Origin of the sequence: Winkia neuii subsp. neuii DSM 8576 (assembly GCF_000420405.1) — a bacterium.
GTDB classification, from domain to species: Bacteria; Actinomycetota; Actinomycetes; order Actinomycetales; family Actinomycetaceae; genus Winkia; species Winkia neuii.
This window is the reverse complement of record NZ_ATUW01000001.1, coordinates 180,471-195,574: the sequence shown is the minus strand read 5'-3', so window position 1 is coordinate 195,574 and position 15,104 is coordinate 180,471. Positions and strand designations below refer to the sequence as shown.

At 58.6% G+C, this 15,104-nt stretch carries 14 protein-coding genes and 1 riboswitch; of the genes, 7 read left to right on the top strand and 7 right to left on the bottom strand.

The features are described 5' to 3' along the window. Positions 1-8: 8 nt before the first annotated feature. Both G437_RS0100885 and G437_RS0100880 read right to left on the bottom strand, forming a co-directional pair. Positions 9-344 carry an antibiotic biosynthesis monooxygenase family protein gene (locus G437_RS0100885; RefSeq protein WP_024330719.1) on the bottom strand — a complete coding sequence of 112 codons (336 nt, stop codon included), beginning with the start codon at positions 342-344 and terminating at the stop codon, positions 9-11. Positions 345-360: 16 nt separating this feature from the next. Then, complete coding sequence (locus G437_RS0100880; RefSeq protein WP_024330718.1) at positions 361-1,140, bottom strand: alpha/beta hydrolase; 780 nt, start codon at positions 1,138-1,140, stop codon at positions 361-363. A gap of 213 nt (positions 1,141-1,353) precedes the next feature. After that, a riboswitch (SAM riboswitch) is annotated at positions 1,354-1,437 on the top strand. A 5-nt stretch (positions 1,438-1,442) separates the two neighbouring features. On the opposite strand from G437_RS0100880, the gene G437_RS0100875 reads away from it, so the two are divergent. The 3 genes from G437_RS0100875 (at position 1,443) to G437_RS0100860 (ending at position 6,878) form a co-directional block, all read left to right on the top strand. Next, the gene (locus G437_RS0100875; RefSeq protein WP_024330717.1) at positions 1,443-2,492 is read left to right on the top strand and encodes a methylenetetrahydrofolate reductase; all 1,050 of its coding nucleotides are present in this window, start codon (positions 1,443-1,445) and stop codon (positions 2,490-2,492) included. 78 nt (positions 2,493-2,570) lie between these two features. Beyond that, complete coding sequence (gene metE, locus G437_RS0100865) at positions 2,571-4,934, top strand: 5-methyltetrahydropteroyltriglutamate--homocysteine S-methyltransferase (RefSeq protein ID WP_024330716.1); 2,364 nt, start codon at positions 2,571-2,573, stop codon at positions 4,932-4,934. A gap of 531 nt (positions 4,935-5,465) precedes the next feature. Continuing rightward, complete coding sequence (locus G437_RS0100860; RefSeq protein WP_051141846.1) at positions 5,466-6,878, top strand: YibE/F family protein; 1,413 nt, start codon at positions 5,466-5,468, stop codon at positions 6,876-6,878. Here the strand turns inward: G437_RS0100860 and G437_RS0100855 are convergent. Continuing rightward, positions 6,799-7,707: a LysR family transcriptional regulator gene (locus tag G437_RS0100855; protein ID WP_024330714.1), complete on the bottom strand. Its 909-nt coding sequence runs from the start codon at positions 7,705-7,707 to the stop codon at positions 6,799-6,801. The two genes, G437_RS0100860 and G437_RS0100855, sit on opposite strands and share 80 nt — an antisense overlap. A 71-nt stretch (positions 7,708-7,778) precedes the next feature. Between G437_RS0100855 and G437_RS0100850 the strand changes: the two genes are divergently transcribed. From G437_RS0100850 to G437_RS0100840, 3 genes are all read left to right on the top strand, one after another. Continuing rightward, a complete protein-coding gene (locus tag G437_RS0100850) occupies positions 7,779-8,798 on the top strand; it encodes a YeiH family protein (protein WP_024330713.1) in 1,020 nt (339 codons plus the stop codon). A gap of 193 nt (positions 8,799-8,991) precedes the next feature. After that, entirely contained in the window at positions 8,992-9,309 is a 318-nt protein-coding gene (locus G437_RS0100845; protein ID WP_024330712.1) for a hypothetical protein, read from the top strand. Positions 9,310-9,314: 5 nt separating this feature from the next. Next, the gene (locus G437_RS0100840) at positions 9,315-10,367 is read left to right on the top strand and encodes a VIT1/CCC1 transporter family protein (protein WP_024330711.1); all 1,053 of its coding nucleotides are present in this window, start codon (positions 9,315-9,317) and stop codon (positions 10,365-10,367) included. A gap of 146 nt (positions 10,368-10,513) precedes the next feature. Here G437_RS0100840 and G437_RS0100835 read toward each other — a convergent pair whose 3' ends face one another. Beyond that, positions 10,514-11,269 carry a rhomboid family intramembrane serine protease gene (locus G437_RS0100835; RefSeq protein WP_024330710.1) on the bottom strand — a complete coding sequence of 252 codons (756 nt, stop codon included), beginning with the start codon at positions 11,267-11,269 and terminating at the stop codon, positions 10,514-10,516. A gap of 86 nt (positions 11,270-11,355) precedes the next feature. Between G437_RS0100835 and G437_RS0100830 the strand changes: the two genes are divergently transcribed. Next, on the top strand, positions 11,356-11,934 hold the full coding sequence (locus G437_RS0100830; protein ID WP_024330709.1) for a pyroglutamyl-peptidase I family protein: 579 nt from the start codon (positions 11,356-11,358) through the stop codon (positions 11,932-11,934). A gap of 173 nt (positions 11,935-12,107) precedes the next feature. On the opposite strand, the gene G437_RS0100825 is transcribed toward G437_RS0100830, so the two are convergent. The 3 genes from G437_RS0100825 to G437_RS10395 all read right to left on the bottom strand — a co-directional run bounded on the left by G437_RS0100825 (position 12,108) and on the right by G437_RS10395 (position 14,948). Further along, a complete protein-coding gene (locus tag G437_RS0100825) occupies positions 12,108-12,320 on the bottom strand; it encodes a hypothetical protein (protein ID WP_024330708.1) in 213 nt (70 codons plus the stop codon). Between the two features lie 20 nt (positions 12,321-12,340). Next, positions 12,341-12,802, bottom strand: a complete 462-nt coding sequence (locus G437_RS0100820) for a hypothetical protein (protein ID WP_024330707.1) — start codon at positions 12,800-12,802, stop codon at positions 12,341-12,343. A 274-nt stretch (positions 12,803-13,076) separates the two neighbouring features. Then, on the bottom strand, positions 13,077-14,948 hold the full coding sequence (locus G437_RS10395) for a sialidase family protein (protein WP_024330706.1): 1,872 nt from the start codon (positions 14,946-14,948) through the stop codon (positions 13,077-13,079). Positions 14,949-15,104 lie beyond the last annotated feature (156 nt).

The window sequence follows — 15,104 nt, the reverse complement described above, 5'->3', positions numbered from 1 at the left end:
GAACAATCCTAACGCCCATTCCCCTCCTGAGAATGAGCCACCTTGTAGTGGCGGACCACCGGGGCCTTAGCCAACTTCCGGGCCGGCCCGCCCTCTTCGTCAACCTTGTGGCCGTGCGAAGCGTTGAAGTGGTGCGAATGCACCCACGCCTCATAACTAGACTGGTCGCGCCAGCGCGTAACCACCAGCCACCGGTTGTCGGCCGGTTCTGTGGGCTGAAGCAGGTCAAACCCCTCGAATCCCTCCAGATCACCCATGCGCGAACCGTTGGCCCTAAAGCGGGCAGCAACAGCGGCCGCATCATCTTCATGAATACTGATCTCGTTCGTAACCACAATGCTCATGGCACGAGCTTAGCCGCTACTTGGCCGGAACGTGCGCTTTGGCCCACTCCAAGCATTTATCGCGCAAAGCCACAGCCCCCGATTCGGGGGCATCGGGGCCAGCCCCAAAATTGGCCTCCCGCATAACCTCGAGCCGAGACCCGTCGGGCAGCAAGGCCAACAGTTGGGCGGTGGAATCGACCATGCCCTCGTCCTGATCCGAGCCATCGTGTACGAGCAACACCCGGCACGACACCCCCTGGGCCAGCTTCTGCGTGTCGACAATGGTCAGGTCCGCCAACGTCTGCTTTGAAATCAAGTAGTGGTCGCGTTCGCCCTCGGACCCAGGAATAATAGTGTGTCCCACAACCTCGAGCTGATCTAGCTGGTCAGGCGAAAAAACCGCACTCCAATCCATCAACGTAGAACCGGAAATAGGGCCCGTCAAAATCATGGTGGCAACCGGAAGTGGGGCAGCCCGCAGCGAAGCCGTAGCCCCGTAGCCGTGAGCGTGCAGCAAAATCTTCTTTACCCCGTTATCTAAGAGCCAACTACAGGCAGATTGAATGTCCTCGACACTGCTGGAGCTAGTAAGCACATCATCGTCAGAATCGCCGCATCCGGCCAAATCAAAAGCCAAGGTCTGATAGCCCGCGCCCCGGTAGGCCGAACCCAAAAAATCAAACCAGCCGGCCGAATGACGGTCGCCCAAAAATGAGTGCACCAATACCACGCAAACGTCGCGGGAATCGACGGGTACCACCCAGTCGGCCGCCAGCTGTTTGCCACGCGGGGTCATAATCTGCACTTCACTCACGCCCATAACGGTAGCAAGGCAACCTTAAAGGTTGAAGAAAAATCACTCAAAAATTGTTTCGCGGTCGGCGGATAATCCTCATCTACGTCGTGAAGGCCGAAATGTGGACAAGCAAAATGGCGCAAAATTTTGCCTAAATGCGCCTCCCGAGGGCGAAAAAGACGATTTTGCAGTTGCGCTTGGGCTACCGCCCCGCCTAAGCTACCAGTCAAATAGCCATCCAGAGCGGCCGAGAGATCTGGCTTGTCGACGCCGCAGCAACCCTTTAGCGGGTGCTAATGCCAGTTTCGATGGGAGTAAATATGACGACAGCCCACCTCTACAAAGGTTACAAAGCAGGCGAGCGAACAACTCATCCAACCGTTTCATTCGAATTATTTCCGCCCCGGTCGTCATCCAAACTCTCCTCCATTTGGGCGGGAGTGGACCGGCTAATTGCCGCGGCCCCCGACTATGTTTCCGTCACCTACGGCGCCTCCGGGGCAAAAGTAGACACTAGGGACACTTCCGTGCGCGTACTAACCCGCGTGCTCGACCGGCACCCCGGCCTGCCCGCAGTAGCCCACCTGACCTGCGTAGGAGCCACCCGCGGGCAACTGGCAATGACTATCCGACTGTTGCTGCGCGCCGGAATCCGCGACTTTCTAGCCCTGCGCGGGGATCCACCAGCCGGGCAAACCGAATTCAAAGTAGTGCCAGGGGGGCTCGCCTCGGCGGCAGAACTGGTCGCCCTCATCCGCGAAATTGCAGCCGACACCCTGCCCGACGGCGTGGGAACGGGCCCCAACGGAGCCGGCGCAGCCAGCGCTGCCAACCCCAAAAACTACGTCTCCATCGCAGTGGCCGCCTACCCGGCCGCCTCCGGTCAATACCGGCGCAACGACATTGCCGCCCTCCTAGAAAAAGAACTAGCCGGCGCCGACTACGCCATCACCCAGGTGTTCTACAACCCAGACGAATACGCCTCCCTAGTACGCGAACTGACCATAGCCGGAGGGCGCCTTCCCATAGTGCCCGGAATCATCCCACTCACAGACCTAAAGCGGCTAAACGCCCTCGAAAAAATTGCGGGCGTAGCCGTGCCGGAAGAAATCTCGAAAACCCTACAAATTGCTGACGCCCGCGAACGCGTAGCCAAATCGCTCAACGCCACCCTAGCCCTGATCGACGGTGTACTAGCAGCTGGCGCCCCCGGCGTTCACCTGTACACCTTCAACAGGCCGCGGCCCGCCCTCGACGTGGTCGAATACGTGCGCGCCTCCGGCTACCGCAACGGCCGAATGCCCAAGCGCGGTGGGATCGACACCGAACTAGTCGATCTAGCACTGCACAGGCTAACGCCCAGCAACTAAACACCGCGCAAAATCCCAATTCCGCGGTAGAAGACACCCAAAAACGCTAAAAGTACAGCTAAAACTATAAGGAACACCATGACTGAACAGCACTTCCCCTCCGCTTCCATCCTGGGCTATCCCCGCATTGGGGTGCACCGCGAACTGAAGCGGGTGCTAGAAGAATTCTGGTCCGGCAAAACTAACGGCGTGCAGCTGATGGCAACCGCCAACCAGCTGCGTTGTTCGCGCACCGAACGCATGCACGCCCTGGGACTGACCGAAGCCGGCTCCATTCCTGAAGACTTTTCCTACTACGACCAGGTGCTCGACATTATCGAGGCCACGGGCGCGGTGCCCACCCGCTTCGCCAAAGAGCGCGAAGCTCTAGCAGAAGCCGGCCCCGACCTGTGGCACGCCTCAGACGCGCAAACCACCGCCGCCCTGGAGGCGCTCTTCACCATCGCGCGTGGCGAAGGTGCCCGCCCCGCCCTCGAAATGACTAAGTGGTTCGACTCGAACTACCACTACCTGGTGCCCGAAATTGGGCCCGAAACGAAGTTTGAATGGCTCGGTTCCACCCGCCCGCGTGCGGCCGCCCTGCTTGGCGAGGGCGTGCGCCCGGTATTGGTTGGCCCCGTCACCTTCCTGCTACTTTCCAAACCCTCCGCCAAGGCGGGCGAGGGCTACGATATCTTGGCGCGCCTGCCCGAAGTGGTCTCCATCTACGAGGCTCTAGTTGACGATCTGGTGGCAGCCGGTGCCACATGGGTGCAGTTCGACGAGCCGGCGCTCACTTCGGATCGGTGGGAATACCCGCGCGAACGCATTATTGCCGCCCTAACCGATTCCTACCGGCGCCTGTCGGTGCGTGGCGCAAACCTGCTGGTCGCCCTCACCTACGGGCATGCCTTCGATGCCGTCGAAGCTCTGGCGGCAACCCAGGTGCAGGCCGTGGCAATCGACTTGGTAAAGGGAAAAACCCCGGCTGCTAGCACGCTGGCAGCCTGGGATAAAGCTTGGGCCGGGCGCACAATTGCTGCCGGCATCGTGTCCGGGCGCAACGTGTGGCGCACGAACCTGCGCGTTGCCCTCGGGAAGTTGCGGGAGCTGCAGAAGGGCCTGCCGCAGGTGCACTTGTCGGTGACTACCTCAACTTCGCTGCAGCACGTGCCGATTGACGTGGCGAAGGAAACCAAGCTAGACCCGCAGATCAAGTCGTGGCTATCTTTCGCAGACCAGAAGATCGAAGAGGTCGTGGCACTGGCAAAGGGGCTGGAGCAGGGCGAAGAGGGGATCGCTGCTGAACTAGCGGCTTCCGACGCGGCCGTGGCCTCGCGCCAAGAACACCCCGGCGTAAAGCGTTCTGACGTGCGCAAACGTACTAGTGCTGTGACGGATGCGGACCGCCGGCGCGCCCCCTACTCCGAACGCGCCCCCGAGCAGGCAGAGCGGCTGCACCTGCCCACCCTGCCTACCACCACAATTGGTTCGTTCCCGCAGACCGTCGAGATCCGCAAGGCGCGTGCCGCCCACCGGCGCGGCGAACTGTCTTACGCCGACTACGAACAGGCGATGAAGGCGGAAATTGAGCACGTCGTGCGCGTGCAAGAACGCATAGGGCTAGACGTGCTGGTGCACGGCGAAGCCGAACGCAACGACATGGTGCAGTACTTCGCGGAAAACCTGGAGGGGTTTGCCACTACCGTGAACGGGTGGGTGCAGTCCTATGGTTCGCGCTGCACTAGGCCGTCCATCCTGTGGGGCGACGTGGTGCGGGAGGCGCCAATTACTGTCAAGTGGTCTTCGTACGCACAGTCGCTTACCGACAAGCCGTTGAAGGGCATGCTCACCGGTCCGGTTACTATCATGGCCTGGTCGTTTGTGCGTGACGACGAGGCTCCCGGCGAGGTCGCAGACCAGTTGGGGTTGGCCCTGCGCGACGAGATTGCAGATCTGGAAGAGGCCGGCATCCCCGTTGTGCAAGTCGACGAGCCTGCGATCCGGGAACTGCTGCCGCTTCGAAAGGCTGACGAGGAAGAATATCTGAAGTGGTCTGTAGGTTCGTTCCGCCTGGCAACTGGCGGGGCGCAGAATAAGACGCAGATCCACACCCACCTGTGTTACTCGGATTTCAAGACCGTAATTGACGCGGTAGACCGGCTGGATGCGGACGTTACTTCTATTGAGGCGTCCCGTTCTCGCATGGAGATTTTGCCTGCGATCCGCGAGCGCGGTTTTGAGCGGGGGCTTGGCCCCGGCGTGTGGGACATTCACTCCCCACGCGTGCCGCAGGTAGACGAAATTGTGCGGTTGCTCGAAGCGGCTGTCGAGGGCTTGGGGGTTGAAAAGTTGTGGGTAAACCCTGACTGTGGGCTAAAGACTCGCGCCTACACCGAGACCATTCCTTCGTTAGAGAACCTGGTGGCCGCAGCCAAGCAGGTGCGCGAAGCGCACAAGTAGACGAGCTGGTCACAGGTAAATAAGGCGAACAGATAAGCGGGCTGGCGTCCTTCTGCGGGGCGCGGCCCGCTTATTTTGTGCGCGCAGGTCAGTGGGGCCTGAGGGGGACGATCTTCTTTGTTGCAGCATTTGGTGTACTTGTTAGGCTGAAAAGTAAAGATGCAGGAATGAAGTATTTTCAATGGAAGGAGCCCTATGGCTATTAATGTTAGAACTTTGCATGCTCTGCCTGTGGAGGCCTCTCTTCCTCTGCGGGCTCAATTAAATTGGGATGGGTGTGTGACGCGCAATGATACAGGGCAGGCAACGAAAAATATTTTTTACCGGCGTTGCTATAGGTGTCGTCCTCTTAGTAGCTGAGGCTGCAATGGTGGTAGTTGCAATTGTTAGTAGCCTGAACGGGCATCCTATGCCTGTACTTCAATCAATTTGCACGGCAACCACCATAGTGCTCGTAGTCCTAATTTCCTGGTTGTTCTATTACGGCTCAAAACATCGAAGGCCTCAGCGGCGTGGACGTAATATGTCTGCATGAATCATTCGCACCAGGGCGAGGGCGCCCACGCAAGTTCGTCCGATCCTACTGCAGGGCGTGGCCCGGCTGCCAGCCACCGGCACGCCTCCGCTCGCCACGTGGGCTCCCACCACCTGCATGCGCACTTGTCGGCAGCGCAGGCGAACGCCTCGACCTCGCCGGTGGCAAAGTGGGCGTTGCTGTCCTTTCTTGCCGCCATCGCGGTGGCTACTTTGCTCGGCCTCGTGCTGCTGTGGCCGAATAGCAGCCAGACCGCGGCCCTGCGCCAGGTGCAGAAAAACTATTTGCTCGCCCCCTCGGCCACCCTCGAAACTGTGCAGGTTATAGGGCTGGGGGGCAACTGTGGGGTGGACGCCTCCCCGTCCCAAGGCGAAGCCGGCACAGCCTCCCCTTCAGCTTCGCCGGACTCGCCAGAAACCGCCGCGTCCCCGGCCTCGAAGTGCAGGCTGGCACAAATAAAAGTACTAACCGGCAAACACCGTGATGAAACGGACCAGCTCCGTTTGGCTGGCCCGGCCGCTAACGCTGGCATCAGCAGCGGCGACAAGCTCTCCGTGATGCGACTGGACACCCCGGCGGGCGTGCAGTATTCGTTTATGGGCGTCCACCGCAGCCAGCTGATTGGTGTTTTTGCGGCGATGTTCGCCCTCGCGGTGCTTGCCGTTGCCCGCTGGAAAGGGCTGTTTGCACTGGTGGGGTTAGGGGTCGCGGGGGCGGTGCTAATGCTATTCATGCTGCCTTCGCTCGTGTGCGGCAACCCTGGCGTGTGGGTTGGTCTGGTTGCGGGCTCGGCCATCATGTTCGTCGTCGTGTTCATTGCACACGGGTTTTCGCTGCGTACGTGTGCGGCTCTTGCAGGAACCCTGGTGGCGCTCGCAGTTTCGACAGGGCTCGGAGCTATAGCGGTATACGCCGGGCGCCTTTCTGGCTTCACCGACGAAACCGAGTTGAACCTGGCTGCGCGCCTGCCCGGCCTGGACTTTAGGCAGTTGGCGGTGGCCGCCCTCGTCCTTGCGGGAGTGGGGGTGCTAAATGACGTGACCATAACCCAGGCTTCTGCCGTGTGGGAACTACGCGCGGCAGCCCCCCACTATTCGCGCTGGGAGCTCTACCGGGCGGGCATGCGCATTGGCCGCGATCACATTGCCTCTACTATTTACACGATCGTGTTCGCCTACGCTGGGGCCGCCCTGTCCACCCTGCTGCTGCTGGTTATGTTCTACAACCAGTCGTTGCAGTCGCTGCTCGCTTCAGAGGATATTGGGGCCGAAGCGTTGCGCACGCTCGCCTCAGCTACGGGCCTTGTGCTGGCGGTTCCGCTTACTACGGCTATTGCGGCCGGGGCGGTAAAGCGGGCCGAGTTGCCTCAACAAAATGTGCCGCAGCCCCAACGGGGGCTTTCCCACTAGCCCAAACTGCTCTGAGGGTTCGCCTCAGCTGGTCGGAATGTTCGACTCCCACGGCGCAAACTATCCCCTGGGTGAGGGCGGAGGCCGCGCTTTTGCGGGAAATTACGGCTGGTCCGGCCCCGGCGCTGACGGAACCGATTACGGCGGCGTTTGAGGAGGCCACTAGTGCCGGGCGTGCCGCGGTGAATTGGGCGAGGGCCAGTTCTAACACTTGGCGCGTACCGGAACCTTCTTCGCGCACTACTAGAGGGGTGCCTGCCAGCTGTTTTAGTGATACCGGTGAGCGTCTGCGGGCCCACGGGTGAGTTGGCGGGCAGATCAAAATGAGCTGGTCGTGCCCTATCGCCTGGGTGTGCAGGCCGGGGCGGATGGTGGCTGATTCTACGAGCCCGAGCCGCGAATCCCCGGCTAGGATGCGTTCCATTATGGCGGCGGAGTTTGCCACTTCGAGGTGTACGCGTACCTGCGGGTGGCAGGCCTGGAAGCGGGCCAGCCAGGCGGGGGCGTAGCTTTCGGCGATGGTTTGGGAGGCCAACACTTGCAGGCGGTCTGTGGCATCTTTACGAAGGGAGGCCATGGCTGCTTCGAATTCTTCGCTGGCTGCCAGTAGCGGACGCGCCCACCCGGCCACGAGGGCCCCGGTAGAGGTTAGTTTTGACCCAGAGGACGAGCGCGCCAGTAGGGGCTGGCCTATTTTGCGTTCGAAGCGGGCTAGGGCGCGTGAGGCGTTTGGTTGGGCTAGGCCCATGGCGGCGGCCGCTTTGGAGAGACTTCCAAGTTCTTCGGTGCGCACCAGCAGGTCCAGGAGCTGCAAGTTCGGCATTGGCATATCAAAAGTATATGGCAGCGGTGTAAAATTGAGTATTCTCCCGACCGGATTTTTTCTTCATAGTTACTGTTGTGGATGCTGTTGTTGAAAAACCAAAAGTAAAAGTAGTAAAGAAAAAACATTTTTCGGTGGCAGAGTTCCTGCCTGGCCTGGCACTAACAGGGGGCATAACACTAGCTGCCATGGCCATCAACAAGGTGGTTCCCCTAGCTAGCGCGCTGTTGGTAGCTATCGCCCTCGGCGTGGTGGTAGCTAACGTGTGGCGGGTGCCGGAGCGCTTCGGCCCTGGCATTGCTCTTTCTGCTAAGCGGCTGCTACGCCTTGGCATTGTGCTGTTGGGCCTACAAATTTCCCTGTCGACGTTGGCTTCCCTGGGGTGGCAGCGCCTGGTACTGGTGGTGGTAGTGGTGGCCGTGGGAGTCGCCTCCACAATGTTTATCGGTTTGGCGATGGGGTTACCTAAGCCGCTGGTTGGCGTGATTGCGTGCGGGTTTTCGATCTGTGGGGCCGCCGCTGTGGCAGGTGCGAAAGACACTGTAAAGTCCAGCAAAGATCAAACGGCCACCGCACTGGCTTTGGTGGTTGTCTTTGGCACGCTTTGCATCCCGGTGCTACCCCTGTTGGCGGGCCTGTTCGGGTTGGATCCGGTTACGGCTGGCACCTGGGCTGGCGGTTCTATTCACGAGGTGGCCCAGGTCGTTGCCGCCGGCGCCGCCATGGGAGAAAAGGCACTGGCCACGGCTGTGGCAGTGAAGCTGGCTCGCGTAGTGTGCTTGGCCGGGGTGGTGGCTGTGCTCGCCCTCGTATACCGCAAAGATAACTCCGGCCAAAAGGGAGCCCCCCTGGTTCCGCTGTTCGTGGTCGGATTTTTAGCAATGGTAATTTTGACGTCGCTGGTGCCGCTTCCCGCCTCGGTACTTTCGGCAGCGAAGCTAATTCAAACCGGCGCGCTAACTATGGCTATGGGCGCCCTCGGTTTAGGAATTCGCGTGCCAGACCTGGTGAAGGTGGGGCCAAAACCAGTGGTACTTGGCCTTATTGCCACCGTGATCGTTTCGGCGGTAGCCCTGGGGGGCGCGCTGCTGATCTAAAATTGCGATTCCCTTAGCCTGTTGATCCAGTCCGCCAAGGCGGGCTGGATCACATTTTTTGTGCCCGTATGGGCGGGTAAACGCCCTCGACCCCGGCAAAGATATTTCGAGGCCAACCTAGGGGCAAAGTTCGCCCTCCCGAGTTTTGTTCGCACCCGGTAAGGTAGTTTTTGGCTGACTTACAGGAGGAATAATGAAGAAGTTTACTTTGGGCCTGCTGGGCCTTGGCGCAGGCGTTTATTTTGCTCGCCGGGAAATGCGCAACAATCCGGATGGGCCGGTTGCGCGCGGGGTGCACGCTGTAGCGGATAACCCGAAGGTGCGCCAAATGTCGGGGCAGGCTTCCCGCAAGATCAACCAAGTGGTTTCCGAACAGGGCCAGAAAGTGACCGACAAGGTAGCCGACCACATCAAAGAGCGCCTGTTTGCCCCTCCAACTCAGTCGTCCACCTCGCGTACTGAGCCGCAATACGTTGACGTCGAGGTCGAAGAAGTTTCCGAACAGAAGTAACCGCAGTGCACCCACCTACCAAGGCTGAAATCAAAAGGTGGCGGCGGCATCTAGCTAGCGAAAGGCAGGAGGCCGCCACCTACTCTTACCTGGCGGGTAAGCGCAGCGGGGTCGAACGCGAGGTGCTACTAAAACTCGCCAAGGCGGAACAGCGCCACGAACGCTACTGGTTAGACAAGCTGGGCCTGCACGCCTACCCAGCCCCAATCCCGCCGCTGCGCACACGCCTAATGTCCACGCTTGCGCGCACCTTCGGGTCCGTGTTTGTGCTGGCGCTAGCCCAGTCTGCCGAAGAGCGGCAGGCGGGGGGCGAGCCCGAAACTCCCGCGCAGATAAGCGCAGACGAGCGCGTCCATTCCGAGGTGGTGCGGGCGCTCGCGGGCCGTTCTCGCATGCGAATGGCGGGGACATTCCGTGCCGCCGTGTTTGGCATGAACGATGGGTTGGTTTCTAACTTGGCGTTGCTGCTTGGGGTGGCTGGTGCCGGGGTGAGCGGTAGCGCAATCCTGATTACTGGTTTTTCTGGACTATTGGCGGGGGCCTTGTCCATGGGGGCAGGCGAATACGTGTCAGTGCGTTCGCAGAGGGAGCTACTCGAAGCCTCCAACCCGTCTCCTGCCGCGGCTGAGGCGCTGCCTGAGCTGGATTTGGAAAGCAACGAGCTAGCACTGGTCTTTAGGGCGCGCGGAATGGAACCGGCCGAGGCCGAAGAGCGCGCCCGGCAGATGGTTAGCCAGATTGAGGCCTCCCGTTTGGCCGAGGAGACCCAGTCGGATGGTTTCGAGGAGGTTGGCGACGGCTGGAAGGCCGCCCTGTCCTCGTTCCTATTCTTTTCCGCGGGGGCGATCATCCCGGTTATACCGTTCCTGCTGCCGCTTTCACACGTGGGGGCAATGGTGGCGGCAGTGTGCCTGGTTGGGATGGCGCTGCTGGTTACAGGCGGGTTTGTGGGTTTACTTTCGGGGGCGAGGCCGGGCCCGCGCGCGCTGCGGCAGCTGGCGATTGGGCTGGGGGCAGCGGCATTCACGTTTGCCCTAGGCAAGGTTACAGGCGGTTAGAGCGCGCAGATGATGCGCAAGGGCGGCGCCGAGGCGCCGCCTTACTTTTTCCACCCCCTACTTCCGAACTCCCTGTTGTGGGCAGGCCAGCCCTGTAGGCAAAAGTGTGTCTTTGACGCCTAGGGGCGGGGGTGGGGAAACCTTCTCTAGCGGCTAGGTGGAAATATTTGGGGGCCGTTTTGCCTAGCCTGTAGCCTGTGTGCCTCGGCACCTTCGATAATTATGGCGGCGATAATGCCACCGACTGCGCCCATAAGGTGACCTTGCCAGGACACGTCTCCGCGCGGGATTAGGCTCATGAGCATTGAGGAACCGTAAAAAATGCCAACAACTACAGCCACGGCAATACGCCCCGCCCTCTGGCTGGAATTCTTTTCTACCAGGGCAGCGGCGATCAGGTAGCCAAAGTAGGCGAAAACTACGCCCGAAGCGCCAACAGTAAGTGAATAGGTTGGCGAAAGCAGCCAGACTCCGAGGCCGCTCACTACGGTGCCGGCGACAGTTACCCACAGGTAGCGGGAAGCACCCTCTTTGGAAACTAGAGTTCCCAGGATTAAAAATGGCCAGGAATTGTTCACTATGTGCCCGAAGTTTAAGTGTTCGAAGGGGAAAGTGAAGATGTTCCAAAGTGAGGATACTTGCCCCGCGTGAATGCCTAGCAGGCTGGTTAGGTCGAGGCGCGCGAAAACTTCGACTAAGTATATTGCCCACATAATTGCAAGGAGCACCAGCACGGGCTTTGCCGCTTGCTTTAGGGAACGATTTTGCTGGTAGGCCGGCCCAGATAGGGCCTGGTCCACTGGCTGCACGTTGAAGCGGGCGGTGTTAAAAGGGTCGATCGGGGCTTTTTGTTTAGGGTCCCAGCTGGAGGGGCCAGAATTGTCCCAATTTGATATGCGCATGTTTAAAGCCTAACGGCAAATCGGTAAGATCAGTGTGCAAGATAGCTACAAGCAAAAGATGGTAGCGCAATTTTTTTGGGGGCGTTATGACTCGGATCATGTTGGCTGGCTTTGATGCAAAGGTTGATGGGAATATTACGCAGAAGCTGGTGGATGCCCTGGATGGACGCCACGAGGTAGTGCCTCTAATTCTGCCGCAGCATGGGCCTGGGGCTAGGGCTTTGCTCAGCGAGGTGGCAGCGAATACTTCCCCGGATATCGTTGTGGTTTGTGGTTTTGTGGGCCGGGGGGAGCCCATTGCTGTGGAGCGCGTGGCGTTGAACCTGCTGGACAAGGCGGCGGGGGAGGACCCGTATGCTAGTGCAGATTTGGTGGATCCGGATGGGCCTACTGCCCGATTGGCGTCGTTGCCGTGGCGTTCGATCGTGCGCCAGCTTGCTGGCGAGGGGTATGCGGTTGAGCCTGCGTTTACGGTAGCTGCCGATTTTCAGAATGCGGCGGCGTTGGCTGCACTAGAGTACGTTCACGACCACGAGGGCACGATTGGCGGCATGATTCGGTTCCCAAGCGTGGGCGAGGGCGAGTTTGAGGAGCAGTTGCGGGCGCTCGAGATTGCTTTGTACGAGGCCGACCGCGTCATTTGGGCGGCCAACCACCCCGAGTGAAGTTTCTGCGCATGCTTTGGGCGGTTGCGCGTGAATGTTCGGCTGAGCCCTGACTTCTTTCTTCCTTTTTGAGCCGATCGCATGCTTACGCCCGGAATAGTGCCCGCCGCCTAGGGTGAAGCATTCAGACCCGGCCTTGCCCGTGGGGAAGGTCGGACCGAACTCGGCAGCAGTTACTTGTCTTTGTCGCCATGGTGTGGAAAGAAGGCGTAGAAGGCTGCGATCGCAGCCGCAACTGCACCCCACAGTATTAAGGCTCCCCACGAAAAGTGTTCTGGTGTTTTGCTGCCGCTGGCCGGATTGAGATCTATTCCTAGTTTGGATCTGATTAGGAATATTATTACCCCCGTAAAGAATCCTAGGATAATGAATCCAAATTTTTTCATAAGGCTCCTCTTCTTACGCTCTAATCTGCTTTGAAACAACTTTCTTTTACATGCTGCACGGCTAGCACCTTTTTAAGGAACTTGCCGAATTCTTTGCCTACGACCTTGATGAAAGCTTTTTCTGTCTTGGATTTGAGGTAGTCGTTTATAGCTTCTGCAACTGTGATTACGCCGCCCGCAGCCTTTATCCATTTCCAGTATTGGGCCCCGGGGACTGCTATTGATGCCGCATCTGCAACTGCTAGCAGACAGTCAAAAGCCTTAGAGGTACCCTCTAGGCTCCAACGGTTGCCCGTTTGCGCAAAGATAAGATGGTTAAGTTCCTTTTGCACCGCCGGGTCCGATAGAGGGCGGTGTCTCAGTGCTTCTGGTAAGGCATGGTAGGCATTTATTACTTGTTGGGTGCGGATGGCGTAGTTAGTTGCTTCGGCGTCAAGATTTCGGGCTTGGGCTTGCGCGTAGATTGATTCGATTGACTGCACGGGTAGCTCGTCGGGGGTATTTGTGGCAGACGTTGCTTGTTCGCTGGCCTTTGAGGTTGCGGCGGTTGCTGTGGGGGTAGTGGAGGTTAGGGGGTGTAAGTAGTGAGAAGGTGGCGGTGGCGGCGATGGTGGTTATCAGGGTTGGAATCTTGCGCATTGTTTCTCCTGTGAATGTTTCGGTTGGGTGGTACAGGAAATGGTTGCGACGCGTCCCTGCGCTGCATTTTCCACGCTAACACTGAGAGGCTAAGTTCGCGCCCGCAAAGCCGCTGCCTTAACTCCGGGCAGCACGCTGGTTCCGCGGGTGCTTGCCCGCTTCGCTTCTGCTGCCGCTTGGACTGGCCGGCTTGGGTGTGGGCTCCTTTTCGATGTTCGACTCACTTTCGTTTTCCGCATCGTTGGCCTCTTCTAACCGTTTTGTAGCAGTGGCATCTAGCCAGGCAATGTTAGTTGTGGTGAAACCGATGTCGGCCCACATTGCGGGCTCGTAGAGGATGCCTATGTTGCCGTCTGACAGCACGGCTATCGTGGAATATCCGGTGCCACCCTTGCGGAAGGTCTTGGAAGCCGCCCAGGTGTTGCCGTCGTCGTAGGAAATCCACAGGGTGCCATTGGAGCGATCTACGTGCGATTTCGTGTTGGAGAAAAGCAGCACCTTCGCCTTGGCGCTGCCGGGCTTAGCGTTCGGGAATGCTCTAATGATCTGGGCGTTATTGCTTGGATCAATTAGATTCTTGTCTACTCGAAAATCTTGCCAAGTTTCGCCCCCATCTTTCGAGGTGCCAACAATTCTGTAGCCAAGCCCCTCCCCGCCGCTGGTGCGTGAATTGAGCATTAGCGAACCATCTGATAATTCCACGACCTTATTTTCGTCAAACACCCAGTGTTTGCCGCCCTCGTGCGGGGCAGTCGGGGTGCCAGCGTGCCAAGTTTTTCCGTGGTCATCCGAATAGATGGTTACGGCTAGGGCAGCGTCTATGCCAAATTCAGAAATTCCGTTGCCATTTTGATCTTGAATACATGCCGCCTGTTGCAGCAGTCTGCCCTTATTCGGTGGGGCGGTCTTTTGCGTACCAGCCCCGGAAGTAGCAAAACAAGACAGTAGCTTATTCTTCCTCGCTATTGGCCCTAGCACCTGGTCGGTGATTACCCGCTGAGTCCAGGTGTGGCCGTTATCGGTAGATACAGACAAACCCAAATTCATAGTGTGGGAGTCAGTTTCATCTATCCTGCCACGCTGGTCGTACTTGTAATTGGGCTTATTCGCGAACACTCCGGACTGCATGGAATGAACATGAAAATTGAATATGGTGCCCCTCTCGCGGTCCACCACATAGGAGGGATCCGAAAATCCTAGCCTGTTCCGCCCAGAACGCCCTTGCGCCACTACGGTTTCGGCCTGCCAAGTGCGCCCGTTGTCGGTGGAGCGACGTTGCATAATCCAGTTTGCGTTTGGTGAGTCCCCGCCATTCATTCCCCCATCATGAGGGCGAAGGTCGTATGCAGCCAGCAGGTCACCATTGGTGGCCACAGCTATGGCGGGGATGCGAATGTTGTACCCGGCTGCGTGGGAGCGGACGGGGAGCGGCCCCGCTGGCGCAAGTGCGGGCAGCGCCGTGCTTGCACTAGGTGCAGGGGCCGGCATTGCGGGCGCTGCTGGCTGCTCTTCGGCGGCTGGTTTGGGGGCAGCAGCTTTCTGTGTGCTCACCGAGGTTTTGTTACCGCTTGTTTCAGGGAGCTCGGCACTGGTGCCGCGATAACCAGTTTGCGAATACATGCGCCATTTGATGGTTGGAAGGAAACCGGTTTTTGCATCCTCAGCAGTCGTCACATGGTAGGCGAAGGTGCATTTAGCCTCTTTGTTGGGTGGTAGTGCGGTCCACTTGCAGCCCTGCCAATCCGTAAGGTTTGACGAGGTCGAAGCGAAAGAACGCGTCTTGTCGGTTTTATTCGTCAACCGAACAACGAAGTTTATTTGTTCGCCCTGTTTCCACGTGCTCCCATCCACTTTCGGGTTGGCGATGGTTATGGAGGATTCAAATTCTGGGGGCTTATCCGGCTCGGCCGCGGCAATAGCGGGAGCAGTAAAGGTGGTTGTTAGAGATAATCCTGCTAATAAGCCGAGTAGGGAACCTAGTTTAGGCATAACTTCTCTATTCTTTTCAGCCTCATTGCTGAAAAATTAATCGACATTGATTATTATCAATAAATCTAAGCTTTCGGATGTAGTCAACTATGCGAGGAAGAATGCTCAACAAAATTGAGTGTAGCTATTCAGGTTGTCGTCCGAACCTGCGGGAGC